The sequence below is a fragment of the Pararhizobium sp. LjRoot238 genome (assembly GCF_964252955.1).
Taxonomy (GTDB): Bacteria; Pseudomonadota; Alphaproteobacteria; order Rhizobiales; family Rhizobiaceae; genus Pararhizobium.
In genome coordinates this window covers 109,375-122,453 of the sequence record NZ_CAXUPP020000004.1, presented here as the reverse complement: position 1 = coordinate 122,453, position 13,079 = coordinate 109,375, and the positions used below count along the sequence as shown (strand labels likewise).

At 60.0% G+C, this 13,079-nt stretch carries 12 protein-coding genes; 7 read left to right on the top strand and 5 right to left on the bottom strand.

What is annotated here, in order from left to right; all coding sequences use genetic code 11:
* Window positions 1–48: 48 nt before the first annotated feature.
* The 4 genes from ACSQ3F_RS26890 to ACSQ3F_RS26875 are packed head-to-tail and all read right to left on the bottom strand — an operon-like array spanning window position 49 to window position 3,707.
* Entirely contained in the window at window positions 49–828 is a 780-nt protein-coding gene (locus ACSQ3F_RS26890) for an amino acid ABC transporter ATP-binding protein (RefSeq protein ID WP_436103236.1), read from the bottom strand.
* Window positions 825–1,793 carry an amino acid ABC transporter permease gene (locus tag ACSQ3F_RS26885; protein ID WP_436103235.1) on the bottom strand — a complete coding sequence of 323 codons (969 nt, stop codon included), beginning with the start codon at window positions 1,791–1,793 and terminating at the stop codon, window positions 825–827. The genes ACSQ3F_RS26890 and ACSQ3F_RS26885 overlap by 4 nt, the downstream gene beginning before the upstream one ends.
* Window positions 1,790–2,680: an ABC transporter substrate-binding protein gene (locus tag ACSQ3F_RS26880; protein WP_436103234.1), complete on the bottom strand. Its 891-nt coding sequence runs from the start codon at window positions 2,678–2,680 to the stop codon at window positions 1,790–1,792. The genes ACSQ3F_RS26885 and ACSQ3F_RS26880 overlap by 4 nt, the downstream gene beginning before the upstream one ends.
* A 37-nt stretch (window positions 2,681–2,717) precedes the next feature.
* Window positions 2,718–3,707 (bottom strand): nitrate ABC transporter substrate-binding protein, encoded by a 990-nt coding sequence (locus tag ACSQ3F_RS26875; RefSeq protein ID WP_436103233.1) that lies wholly within the window; start codon window positions 3,705–3,707, stop codon window positions 2,718–2,720.
* A gap of 101 nt (window positions 3,708–3,808) precedes the next feature.
* Between ACSQ3F_RS26875 and ACSQ3F_RS26870 the strand changes: the two genes are divergently transcribed.
* The 4 genes from ACSQ3F_RS26870 to ACSQ3F_RS26855 all read left to right on the top strand — a co-directional run bounded on the left by ACSQ3F_RS26870 (window position 3,809) and on the right by ACSQ3F_RS26855 (window position 8,869).
* Complete coding sequence (locus ACSQ3F_RS26870; RefSeq protein WP_436103232.1) at window positions 3,809–5,137, top strand: PLP-dependent aminotransferase family protein; 1,329 nt, start codon at window positions 3,809–3,811, stop codon at window positions 5,135–5,137.
* Window positions 5,138–5,901: 764 nt separating this feature from the next.
* Entirely contained in the window at window positions 5,902–6,213 is a 312-nt protein-coding gene (locus tag ACSQ3F_RS26865) for a hypothetical protein (protein WP_436103366.1), read from the top strand.
* Between the two features lie 244 nt (window positions 6,214–6,457).
* On the top strand, window positions 6,458–7,675 hold the full coding sequence (locus ACSQ3F_RS26860) for an IS256 family transposase (protein WP_436103231.1): 1,218 nt from the start codon (window positions 6,458–6,460) through the stop codon (window positions 7,673–7,675).
* Between the two features lie 153 nt (window positions 7,676–7,828).
* Entirely contained in the window at window positions 7,829–8,869 is a 1,041-nt protein-coding gene (locus ACSQ3F_RS26855) for an IS110 family transposase (RefSeq protein WP_436103230.1), read from the top strand.
* A 521-nt stretch (window positions 8,870–9,390) separates the two neighbouring features.
* Here ACSQ3F_RS26855 and ACSQ3F_RS26850 read toward each other — a convergent pair.
* A complete protein-coding gene (locus ACSQ3F_RS26850) occupies window positions 9,391–10,332 on the bottom strand; it encodes a LysR family transcriptional regulator (RefSeq protein ID WP_436103229.1) in 942 nt (313 codons plus the stop codon).
* Window positions 10,333–10,495: 163 nt separating this feature from the next.
* Between ACSQ3F_RS26850 and ACSQ3F_RS26845 the strand changes: the two genes are divergently transcribed.
* The 3 genes from ACSQ3F_RS26845 to catA all read left to right on the top strand — a co-directional run bounded on the left by ACSQ3F_RS26845 (window position 10,496) and on the right by catA (window position 13,002).
* Window positions 10,496–11,677 (top strand): muconate/chloromuconate family cycloisomerase, encoded by a 1,182-nt coding sequence (locus ACSQ3F_RS26845; protein WP_436103228.1) that lies wholly within the window; start codon window positions 10,496–10,498, stop codon window positions 11,675–11,677.
* Window positions 11,678–11,689: 12 nt separating this feature from the next.
* On the top strand, window positions 11,690–11,980 hold the full coding sequence (gene catC / locus ACSQ3F_RS26840; RefSeq protein WP_436103227.1) for a muconolactone Delta-isomerase: 291 nt from the start codon (window positions 11,690–11,692) through the stop codon (window positions 11,978–11,980).
* Window positions 11,981–12,063: 83 nt separating this feature from the next.
* Window positions 12,064–13,002: a catechol 1,2-dioxygenase gene (gene catA, locus ACSQ3F_RS26835; protein WP_436103226.1), complete on the top strand. Its 939-nt coding sequence runs from the start codon at window positions 12,064–12,066 to the stop codon at window positions 13,000–13,002.
* Window positions 13,003–13,079 lie beyond the last annotated feature (77 nt).

Genomic DNA, 13,079 nt, shown 5'->3' with positions numbered 1-13,079 from the left:
CGCAAAGCCGCGGCGCTGACGGTGCGCAAATGGACGAGGGGTCGTCTGCTAGATAAAGCGCGCCAGGAAACTTCGCGTGCGCTGATGCTGCGGGTTGCCGAGAACGTCTTCCGGCTTGCCCTGTTCGACGATGTAGCCACCGTCCATGAAGATCACCCGGTCGGCCGCCTCACGGGCAAAGCCGATCTCATGGGTCACCACGATCATGGTCAGCCCCTGGTTTGCAAGGTCCCGCATCGTGGACAGCACCTCGCCCACGAGTTCGGGATCGAGCGCCGAGGTCGGTTCGTCGAACAGCATCAGCTTCGGCTTGATCGCGAGCGCCCGCGCAATCGCGACGCGCTGCTGCTGGCCGCCGGAAAGATGGCGCGGATAGCTGTCGGCCTTGGCTGAAAGACCGACCCGTTCCAGAAGCCTCAGGGCGTTTTCCGTCGCCGCCTTGCGGCTTTCCCCATGGATACCGACCGGCGCTTCGATGATGTTCTGCAGCACCGTCATATGTGGATAGAGATTGAACTGCTGGAAGACCATGCCGATCTTGCGCCGCTGCACGGCGATCGCATTGTTCGAAAGTTTCTCCAGCCGCTCCTTTCGCAAACGGTAGCCGATCTGCTCTCCATCGACCTCGATCGAACCCTTGTTGATTGCTTCGAGATGATTGATGCAACGCAGAAAGGTCGATTTTCCGGAACCGGACGGCCCGAGAATGACGACGACCTCGCCGGGTGCGACGTCAAGATCGATGCCTTTCAAGACTTCCAGTTGGTCGAAAGATTTATGGACATTGCGGGCACGCACGAGCGGCTCGCCTGTAGCAATAGCGGTCAATGGCTTGCCTCCTGTGCGAGGATCGGTGACGGCACGGCCGAGTTTTCCGGGATGCCCGCCGCCTTGACCAGTTTGGCGCTGTCGTCCGTTCGCCGCTCTCCGCGGCCGTAGTAGCGCTCGATGTAGCCTTGACCGATATTGAGGACAGAGGTGATGAGGAGATACCATATCACGGCCACAAGCAGCATCGGGATGACCTCGAAGGTGCTGTTATAGATCGACTGCACGGAATAAAGCAGGTCTGCCATGGCGATGACGCTGACCAGAGAGGTGGCCTTGATCATGCTGATCAGCTGGTTGCCCGTCGGTGGGACGATCGACCGCATCGCCTGCGGTATGATGATCCGGCGAAGGGCGCGGGCGCGTGTCATGCCGAAGGCTTCCGCCGTTTCCGCCTGTCCCCTGTCGACGGACAGAAGACCGCCGCGGATGATTTCAGCCATATAAGCCGCCTCGTTCAAGGCAAGCCCGACGATTGCGGCCGTCATCGGCGTGATCACCGAATTGGTATCCCAGCTGGCCAGTGTCGGGCCGAAAGGGATAGCGATCGACAACGTGGGAAACAGCGTCGACAGATTGTACCAGAAGATCAACTGGACCAGCAGCGGCGTGCCGCGGAAGAACCAGATGAAGAGGCCGGCAAGGGAATGGGCCAGCAGATCCGAGGACAGCCGCGCGATCGCAAGCAGTAGGCCGAGGGCAATGCCGATCAGCATGGCGACGACCGTCAGACCCAGGCTGACGTAGAGACCGCTGATGACGGTTGGGTCGAAGAAATATCTACCGACCACGGGCCAGCCGAAATTTTCGTTGTTAGCGACGATCCATGCAAAATTTGCGGCGATCGCAAGGGTTCCAACCCAAAGGACAAGGCGATCTGTGCGAAACGGTTGATGGGCGTTTGCGACATCGCGGGGGTCGGCACCGCCCGAAGGCGATGCGTTTTTCTGGCTATGGGCGCTCATTTTGGCAAGGTCCCGCCGAGGTTGATACCGGGTTCCTTGATCATGTTGTTCTCAAGACCCCATTTCTTCATGATGGCAGCATAGGTGCCATTATCCATAAGAACTTTGATGCCGTCGCGAAGCACTTCGCCGAGCGGCGATCCCTTCGGCACGACCGCGCCCTGATAGAGATTGTCGAAACCGTTCTTCTGACCGACGCCGGTGAGTTCAAGCTGGCCATTCGCCTGCGACACGAAATAGGTGAGAGGCGCCTGCGAGGAGAAGAAGGCATCCGAACGCTTGGACCGGACGGCAAGGATCGAGCTTGGTTGGTCGGTAAAGGACTGGATCTCGACGGGATTCTTGCCGTCCGTCTTGCACTTTTCCAGTTGCGCCTGGATCACGCGTTCCGCCGATCCGCCAGCCATGACGGCGACGCGCTGTCCGCAGGCCGTATCCAGCGAGGTGATGCCATTGGGATTGCCCTTCTGAACGGCGAAAACCACGAATTCCTGAACCCAGTCGACGAAGTCGTTGGCTTCCTCGCGGCTCTTGAAGTCGCCGACGGGGCCGAAGGCGAATTGATACCGGCCGGAATTGATGCCTGCAAGAAGCGCCGGCAGACCGCCGACCGTGGCGTGTTCAATCTTGACGCCGAGCACCTGTCCGAGTGCTTCCGTCAGGTCGGCGCTGGCGCCGGTCATTTCGGTGCCCTTGACGATCTCGTAGGGAGGAAAGGAACCGTTGTTGACGGAGATCATCGTGCCGGCGGTTCTGATGCTTTCCGGAAGCTTTGCGTGCAACGCTTCGTCAATGGCCAGTTTCGGGAGTGCTGCTTCCTGGGCAATGGCAATGCCCGACAACAGGACGCTGGCAAGGATGAAGGATGTGATGGATTTCAATGGCATTTCGTATTCCCCTTTTTTGGTTTTGATAGAAATGAGTTTAGGATCCGCTCACGGCGAGTTGTGGGCGATGCGAATTCGCGTAGAGCGGAAAGAGCTCTTCCGGCGTCAGTGTCCGTGGAAGAATGCCCTGCGCGTGCAATTCGCTGGAAAAGCCTGCGATCATCACCCGATTGGCGTCAAAGCCGCTGTCGCTCCAGTTCGCCGGAAGGTCAGCCGAAACCTTGAGAATCTCATCGAACATCCATGGCGTCGTCTCGGCGTATTTGCGGCGCTTGGCGGTCCAGACGCGCTGGGATTCGTCGATCAGCTCGCTCAGTTCCGCGGCAAGCCATGGATGCTCTTCAACGATTGCAGTCTTGATGCCGATCAGATGCATGCCGGGCACATAGCCCACATCGTTGAAATACTGGAGTTCGGCGCTGCGAAAATCGCTCAAAACCTGGCGGAAGGGAGAGTTTGCAGTGAAAAACCCGTCCGGCATGAAGGGGGTGAAAACAGCGTCCAGACCACCCTCACGCAACAGGTCCATCATCGGCCGCTCGTCGGGCACCGCTTCGATACGTCCAGGGCGGCCAAAGCCATCGAGACGGTCGGTGATCGGATGGGCCTCGGTCAAGCGGCCAGCAAACCAGGTCGCATCCTCGACGCCCACGCCTTCGCGACGCAGGGCCGCACGGGTCCAGGTGTTGCCGGAATCACGCCAGCCGGTGACGCCGATGCGCTTGCCTGCGAGCTGGCCGAGCTGCGTGATCGGGCCGCTTTTCGTGGTGATGATGCAGCGATGACGAAAACCGCGCATGATGAAGTTGGGAACACCAACGACCGTGTCGTCGTCATCAGCACGAAGCTGAGCATACCGGCTGAAGGACATTTCGGCGGCATCATGGGCTTCGTCTCTGCCCACATGCGAGATCAGGGTGCCGACCCTGTCGACCTTCACGTCTAGGCGAGCGGACGAAACATCTCCAAGGACGAGCGGGGTCATGTAATCCCAATCGCGTAGAGCCAGACGTAGGGTAACAGGCATGCAGGTCGCTCACAAAAATGGATACTGAGCGTGTAAATAAATGTTCAATTTTCATTGATCAAATGTTATTACGTTATTGAACATTTAAACACGGTGTAAAAATGAGCGAAACTCGCAGTGCAAAATGGTTTGCCGAAAAAATCAGCGACAAGTCCATTCGCGGAATTGCGTTGGAAACCAGCGCTTTGATCCGCGCTGGTGCCTTGCCGGTCGGGACAAAACTGCCAGCGATCCGTGACCTGGCCTTCGTGCTTGGCATAAGCCCGGCAACCATCTCCCAAGCATGGAGCGAATTGCGCCGCCAGAAGATCATCAGCGGCCGCGGCCGCAACGGTACCTGGGTCAGCGGTGACCGCTTCATCGCCAAACCGGAGCGACTGGCGAGTTCGGGCAATTACGGCGAGGGCGTGCTTAATCTTACAAGTGCCGTGCCGGACGTGCGTCTTTTGCCACAACTGGAGAAGGCCCTGGCTTATGGTGCGTCCGCCGACGACCTCAATAGCTATGAACGCAGCCGTATTCTGCCGGAACTCGAGGCTGCGGCGCGACGGACATGGCCATATGAGCCGGAGGCGTTTCTCGCCACAAACGGCGGCTACAACGCGGTCTACACGTTGCTTCATGCGCTGGTGACGCCCGGCGCGTCCGTGGCCATCGAGAATCCGACAGCCATGCGTCTCCTCGATATCCTCGAGGATCGCGGTGTTCGCATCCTGCCGGTGCAATGCGACAGGAACGGGCCGCTACCGTCGTCGCTGCAGAACGCGATGAAGTACAAGCCGGTTGCATTCCTGTTCCAGCCGCGCCTTCATTCGGTGACGGGCCAAAGTGTCAGCAAGACAAGGCTGGATTCCTTGGCCGACGTCCTGGATGGAAGCGATACGCTGATCATCGAGGATGACGGCGTGGCCGATATTTCCGCCGCGCCGCGGCATTCCCTGGGAGACCGTTTCCCTGACCGCGTGATCCATATCCTGTCCTATTCGAAGACCTTGGGGCCGGACCTGCGCCTGGCTGTTCTATCGAGTTCCCAGGTGATCGTGGAACAGATTCAGTCCTATCGCAGTTTCAGCGCCGGCTGGACCAGCAGAATTCTGCAATCGGCGGCTGCCTGGCTGCTTCGCGATCCGGCAACGGAAGAGACCCTGGAGCGCGCCCGGGCGATCTATCAGAAACGACGGGACGATCTGACGAGCGCGCTGCGCGCGCGCAATGTCGCCGTGGAGGATGGGATGGGACTTTGTAGCTGGGTTCCGGTTTCATCGGAACCGTTCGCGATGGTGACGATGGCTGCCAGGGGCATTGCCGTACACCCCGGCGCAAAGTTTTCGATTTCCCCGAGCAATCACATCAGAGTAGCAACAGGAAATCTCTCGGACCGTTGTGAGGAAGTTGCGGACGGTATCGCGCTTGCGTGCACGCCCCCTTGAGTTCGCATGGCGCAGACCGAACCGCGACATCCACACCGTAGTCGGAGGCCGTTGGCGTCAGTCCGACAAATCACCAGCCGTGGATCCATTGCGAGGCACGGCGTTTCAATGGGCGTCTGCAGGTCCAGGTGCCGATAGCTCCCACCCGAGAAAAGGAGGGGGCGAGGAAAGGGATTGGGTGACCTGTCGATACGACGTCACGTTGGTGCAAGTTGGGCTGTACATTGCTTTGCATGGAAAGGAGACCACCCCCATGCGAACGCATCAGGTTGAAGTTGACGACGAGGTCTTCTCATTCGTCAAAGCTCACGCCCAACCGTTAGTAGACAATTTCAATTCGGCACTTCGACGCCTGCTTCCGATCGGGCAAGAGACGCCAAGCGCGCGTGAGGAGCTTAGCACCACTCCATCTTTGCCAAGTGGAACGCCGCAGGCGCTACGTCAAATCCTTGAAGTTACGCACTTGGTTCGCAGTGGCGGGTATACGAGAATTGCTGCGACTCACAAGAGAAAACGTCCGCGAATTGCGGCATGCGGACTCTGTAAACCTCATAAAACAAACGGGGCTTGTCCTCGCCATCGCGATATGCGCGGCGGCGATCGTCGGCGTTATCTGTCGGGAAGCGATCAGTTCCGTTGTGAAGGTCTTAAGGCTCCAAGCCGGGATAGGTGAAGTGCGAAGGCGGGTGAGGCCGCCGCTTTGCCGTTCACCGGAGGTTCAGGCTCGATGGCTTAATGTGATAGCCAACGACGAGGAGTCCATGATGACAAAGCTGTTATCCGCCCTCGCAGCCGTAGCCTTGGCTGCGTCTTTCACCTTGCCGCTAAATGCCGCGCCCATCTTCGTGCCGAAGCCCGAGCAAGTGCAGACCGGTGCTGTCGAACAGGTCAATCACTGGCGTCATCGTCATTGGCGCGCGGATCGCCACTGGAACAGGCGGTACGCTTCCCGTTCCTGCCGCTACTACGGCAGGTGCTACCCTCGCCATTACGGGTATTACGACGGGTATTACGGCTATCGTGACCATTACCCGTACCACCGGCGGTCGGGAGTGACCATCTATTTTGATTTCTAGCCGGTAGAGCTTGCAGCACCGCCTGCGAGCGCAGCAATCGAAGGCAACCCGCGCTAAGCTCACGCAACCGTTGCCGGAGATGTTGATCGCGTCCCGGCAGGTGGTGTAGGTGGCGGGAGGTAGCAAAGCCGAACGCCCGCGCGCTTCTCGTTGCGTTGTAGCGGGTGATCGGCTTTGCGGGCGGCCATCAGTGTTTTCCGATAGGGTCGGGTTGTCGAAGACCAACCTGACGGAAAGACCACCGATGACCAATGACATGATGAACGTGCGCTCGCTTGTTGAGAAGAGCGCCGACGCAGATTTATTGCGCGAGATGCCCCCGGATCAAGTCCGAGGGGGCTTTGCGGCCGAGCGGTTGATGGAGCTGGAGGTTGGCGGCGCGACCGGTGCTGGTTTCGGTGAGAAGAGCCCGATGCGGCTCGCCCAGCGCAACGGCTACCGTGACCGCGATTGGGAGACGCGCGCCGGAACCGTCGAACTGCGCATTCCTAAGTTGCGCAAGGGTAGCTATTTCCCAAGCTTTCTAGAGCCCCGTCGGATGGCGGAAAAGGCTCTGACGGCCGTTATCCAGGAAGCCTATATCCAAGGCATCTCGACCCGTTCTGTCGACGATCTGGTCAAGGCCATGGGCATGAGCGGCATCTCCAAAAGCCAGGTGAGCCGCCTGTGCGAAGTGATCGACGTCAAGGTGAAGGCGTTCCTCGACAGGCCGATTGAAGGTGACTGGCCATACATCTGGATCGATGCCACCTATCTGAAGGTCCGCCGCGGCGGGCGCATCGTTTCCGTTGCCGTCATCATCGCCGTCGGCGTCAACAGCGACGGCCGGCGTGAGGTACTTGGTATGGAAGTCGGCACGTCCGAAGCCGAGCCGATCTGGACGGAGTTCCTGCGCCGGCTGACCCGCCGAGGATTGCGCGGTGTCAAGCTTGTCGTCTCCGATGCGCATGAAGGCCTCAAGGCGGCTGTCACCAAGGTTCTCAGCGCCACCTGGCAAAGATGCCGGGTCCACTTCATGAGAAACGTGCTCGCGCATGCCGGCAAGAGCGGCCGGCGGGTCGTCTCGGCCTTCATCGCAACGGCCTTTGCCCAGGAGACCTCGGAGGCAGCCAGCGCTCAATGGCGCAGCGTCGCCGATCAGATCAGACCGAAAGTTCCAAAGCTCGCCACCATCATGGACAACGCTGAAGAGGATGTGCTCGCCTACATGACCTTCCCGAAAGAGCACCGGGCAAAGCTGCATTCGACGAATCCAATCGAGCGTCTCAACGGCGAAATCAAGCGACGCACCGAGGTCGTCGGCATCTTTCCGAACGACGAAGCCATCATCCGTCTCGTCGGCGCACTGCTGCTCGAACAGAATGACGAATGGGCCGTCCAACGCGCCCGGTACCTGACACTTGAGACCATGGCGCAAATGAGCGATGATCCGCAAATCAGTCTGCCCGCTGTGGCCCGCTGATATCCCTCCGGCTCTATGTCGGAAAGCACGGCCTTCAGCCGCGACTTACACCACATAGCGTAATCGCTCAGGGCCTAGCCTTCAGGGCGGCGGCTCTCCACACTGTCCCTTGTTGACCGTGGCCAGTGTGCCGAAGCTATGAGGAGAACCACCATGAAGTATTATGCCGGACTGGATGTCAGCCAGCAAACGACCTCGATCTGCATCGTTGATGACGAGGGCCGCATTATTGCCGAATGGAAGGTAGCATCATGTCCGGACGCAATTGGGGAGGCGCTGGAGCCGTTTGCCGTAACCCGTGCAGGGCTTGAGACCGGTCCGTTGTCGGTCTGGCTTTGGAATGGTTTGAGAGAGCGTGGCGTTCCCATCATCTGCATGGACGCTCGCCACGCTCATGCAGCTTTGCAGATGATGCCCGCCAAGACAGACCGCAACGATGCCATCGGCCTGGCGCAGATCATTCGTACCGGTTGGTGCAAGAGCGTTCATGTAAAATCGACAGCGAGCCACGAGGCGCGGGCGCTCCTTGCCACCCGCAGCCAATTCGTACAAATCCGTTGCGACCTTGAAAACCAGATCAGAGGTGTTCTACGCACCTTTGGCATCCTGTTCGGTAAACGCGTCGGCGGGTTTGCCAAGCGTGCCGAGGAGATCGTCGACGGCGAATTGCATGCGTCTCCAACAATCCGAGCTGTGGTGGAAGCGCTGATGGGGGCACGCGCCGGCGTCCTCGAGCAGATCCGTCGTCTCGATGGGAAAGTACGCTCGATAGCGCGGCAAAACACTGTAGTGCGTCGCCTGATGTCAGTACCCGGTGTCGGGGTGATAACTGCGCTCGGCTTCGCTGCGACCATTGATGATCCGGCACGATTTAAACGATCGTCCAGTGCCGGAGCATACCTTGGCCTGACACCCCGCATCTATGCCTCCGGCGAGACAATGAGATCCGGACGCGTCTCGAAGCGGGGTGACGACTTTCTTCGACGCAGCCTATACGAGGCGGCCAACGCGCTACTGACACGTATTCCGCGGTTCTCTGCTTTGAAGAGTTGGGGGCTGCGCATTGCGCGGCGGGGCGGCTATCGCAAAGCTAAAGTTGCCGTGGCTCGAAAACTCGCCGTGATCCTTCATGCTATGTGGATATCCGGCGAGCCGTTCCGCTGGTCGTCGCAAGATCCAAACGAGCTTGCATGATCGCAACGAAGTCTATGCCTTGCTGAGATCAGCGAAATCGTCCGGTCAGGACGGTGGCGCAGTCAAGACCGATCCCAGGAATGCGAGTGCTGGTTCGTCCAGATAACCGCGAACACCACATTGGTCGACTGAGCCTATCCAACGCCATGATGAGGCGGTCGAAATACCGACCTCGAAGAGAACCATGAGCCTGACCCGCGATACCAACTGAGCCCAGCTTGACAACCGCGATTAGAGAACCTCCCGGGACACGATCGACGAACAAGGGTTCTTCCGCATATTTGGTGCAGCAGGCGGGATTCACGGATGGTGCGAATAAGGCCATAAGGTCGGATACGCAGTCGGCTTGGGACTACATTGCGACAAAAACTCGCCAGCGGTTAGGGGGCGCTGATGTCAAATACGAAGCCAGAACGGCAGAAACAGGCGCGTAAGGCGCTTCAGAATATCATGTTCTTCGGTTCGGATCCCTTCAAGGCGTACACACAGAATGCCAACACTTCTAAACGTGCTCAGCTGGCCTAGCGGTTAAGAAGCGGACGGTGAAGAAGATTGTGTTCCAGGTCCAACCAGGGCGGATCCTCTGCATACATTTCCTCGATCAGCTGCTTGACGAGGTCGATATAGCTCGAATTGTCGCCGACCCGGTGGTTGAGGATCACCGGTGAGGTGGCGCCCTTACCGTCGAGCAGCCGATAGTGCACGTCCGAGCGCATCTGGCGCGCGGAGGCGGGGATGATGCACACGCCGGCTTCAGCGGCGACCAGGCCCAAGGCTGTCTGGATTTCCCGCACCTCCTGCACTTCTGCCGGCCGCGCGTCGTGGCCGTGCAAGAGGCTCAACACATGGTCGGCATAGCCGGGTCGCGGCTCCTTGGGGTAGACGATGATCTTCTGGCCGGCCAGCGCCGCGACCCGCAGGGGCGAAGGATCCTGGGCGAGCGGCGTGCCTTTCGGAATTGCCACGACCAAACTTTCTTCACGCAGAACCGTCCCGACCACGTTCGGGTCACTGTGCCGCAGGCGACCGAAACCAATGTCGATGCGGCCTTCCTTAAGCGCTGGGATCTGCTGGACAGAGACCATTTCCAGTAACTGAATGTCCAGCTCCGGCGCGTGCTGCCGCAGCTTTCGCACCAATGAAGGCAGTCCGCCGTACAAGGTCGACGCCACAAAGCCAATGGAAAGCACGCTGTTTTGGTTCAGGCCGACCCGACGCGTTGCCGCCTGCATCTGCTCGACCCGGCCGAGCACCTGCAGAGCCTGTTCGTAAAACAGCCGTCCCGCCTCCGTCAGCCGGACGGGCCGGACCTTGCGGATGATGAGCGGGACGCCCAGTTCATCCTCCAGCAACTGGACCTGTCGGCTCAGCGGCGGTTGAGCGATGTGCAGCGTCTGGGCGGCGCGCGTGAAATTTCGCTCCCGCGCGACGGCCACGAAATAGCGCAGCTGGCGAAGATCCATCCTTGGTCCAATCCGTTATGACTATTTTACCACCGTTTATCACATGTTGCAGGTGCGGTAAGTGCAGATAGGTTAGCATTTTTTGCGATATGATACCATATAGGTATCATAGCAGACGCAAATGATGTTGGACGACGCTCCTTGGTCGGCGCAAATTCGAACCATGAACACGACCTCAACATCCGTTGTCCCGATTGCAGCAGCGTTCCCGCTCGTCGAACGTGTCGAGACTCTGCTCGTCGATCTTCCGACCATACGCCCGCACAAGCTGTCGATGGCGACGATGAATGGCCAGACCCTGATGCTGGTCAAAGTTCGCTGCAGCGACGGCATCGTCGGCGTAGGCGAGGGCACCACAATCGGCGGGCTGGCCTATGGCGGCGAAAGCCCGGAAAGCATGAAGCTGGCCATCGACACCTATTTCGCGACGGTGATGGTCGGTCAGGATGCCTCCCGCGTGCAGGCGTTGATGGCGCGGCTCGGCAAAATGGTGAAGGAGAACCGCTTTGCCAAGAGTGCGGTTGAAACCGCGCTGCTCGATGCACACGGCAAGCGGCTTGGGCTTCCGGTCAGCGAATTGCTCGGCGGGCGCCGCCGCGATCGCCTTCCGGTCGCCTGGACGCTCGCCTCGGGCGATACGGCAAAGGATATCGCTGAAGCCGAACAGATGCTCTCCATCCGCAGGCACAAGGTCTTCAAGTTGAAGATCGGCGCCAGGCCGATCCGCGAGGATATTGCCCATGTCGCCGCGATCAAGCATGCGCTGGGCGACCGCGGTGCGGTGCGCGTCGACGTCAACATGGCCTGGAGCGAGACCGAGGCCGTCTATGGCATGGCGGCGCTGGCCGACGCCGGCTGCGAACTGGTCGAGCAACCGGTCGCGTCGGCCGCGGGGCTGGCGCGTCTGATGCGCCGCTTCTCCGTGGCGCTGATGGCGGACGAATCCTTGCACGGCTCGGAATCGGCCTTCGAGATCGCCAGGGTGCACGGCGCTGATGTGTTCGCGGTCAAGGTCGAGCAGAGCGGCGGCCTGTTCAATGCGCTGCGCGTGGCAGCGATCGCCGATGCGGCCGGGATCGAACTTTACGGCGGCACCATGCTGGAAGGCGCCTTCGGGACGGTCGCTTCGGCTCATGCCTTTTCCACCTTCGCCAACCTGCAATGGGGCACGGAACTGTTCGGGCCCCTCCTGTTGACCGAGGAGATCCTCGCGACGCCGCTGGATTACAGCGACTTCCAACTGACCATTCCCGATGGACCCGGCTTGGGCATCACGCTGGATGAGGACCGCGTCAGGTTCTTCCAGCGCGATGGACTGCGCAAGACCGTAAGCATCGCGAAGTAGAGGAGCCAGACCATGCTGTTTCAAGTTCGCATGGATGTCAGCATCCCGCGAGACCTCGCCCCGGAGGAGACGGCGGACATCATCGCGAGGGAGCGGGCCTATTCGCAGGAACTGCAGCACAGCGGCAAATGGCGCCACATCTGGAGGATCGTCGGCGAGTACGCGAACTACAGCATCTTCGACGTGAAGGATAACGACGAACTGCACCAGATCCTGTCGGGTCTGCCCCTGTTCAAGTTCATGACCATCACTGTCACGCCGCTGGTGCGGCATCCGTCTTCGATCCGCGACGAGGACAGCTGAGCAAGGCGCCGGGAGCGGCGTTCTGCCCGGATGGCGAGCGTCCCGATCGGCTTTCACAACACCCAAGAAGGAGGAGTATGGCAATGGAAGTAAAGATTTTCGACAAGCCCGAGGTGCAGGACTTCCTGAAGGTTCTGAGCGGCTTGAACAATGACGGCGGCAATCCGCGCATGAAGCAGATCGTTCATCGGGTGATGTCCGACCTGTTCAAGGCAATCGACGACCTCAACATCACCCCTGACGAATACTGGACCGGCATTGCCTGGCTCAACGAACTCGGTGCTGCGGGACAGGCCGGCCTGATCTCGCCCGGTCTCGGCCTAGACCATTTCCTCGACGAGCGCCTCGACGCGATCGACGCGGCGCTCGGCATCAGCAATCCGACCCCGCGCACCATCGAAGGCCCGCTCTATGTGGCCGGCGCCCCGGCCTTGGAAGGCTTTGCCCGTCTTGACGACGGCAGGGACACCAACGGCCGTACTCTGATCATGCACGGAACCGTTTACGACGCCGGCGGCAAGCCGCTGCCGGGCGCGACCGTTGAAGTCTGGCACTGCGACACCCGCGGGTTCTACTCACACTTCGACCCGACCGGACTACAGGCGCCGTTCAATATGCGCCGCACGATCATCGCCGATGCGAAGGGCTGTTATAAGTTCCAGAGCATCGTGCCGCACGGTTACGGTGTTCCTCCGGGCAGCCCGACCGAAAAGCTGCTGTCCGCGCTCGGCCGCCATGGTCAGCGTCCGGCGCATATCCACTTCTTCATCAGTGCCGATGGCCACCGCAAGCTGACCACCCAGATCAACATCGACGGCGACCCGCTGGTCAACGACGACTTCGCCTACGCAACCCGTGACGGTCTCGTTCCGGCCATCACCGAGCGCACCGACGAGGCCAGCATAAAGGCCAACAATCTCACCGGTCCGTTCGCCGAGATCGAATTCGACATTCATCTCACCGCGCTCGTGAACGGCGTGGACAATCAGGTCAACGAGCAGCGCCAGCGCGCCGCGGCGTAAGACCCCCCGCGGCGGCTGAAAGAGGCCGCCGCCCGAACATCGCGAATTCGACATTGTTGCAACGGCCGCACGGGAAG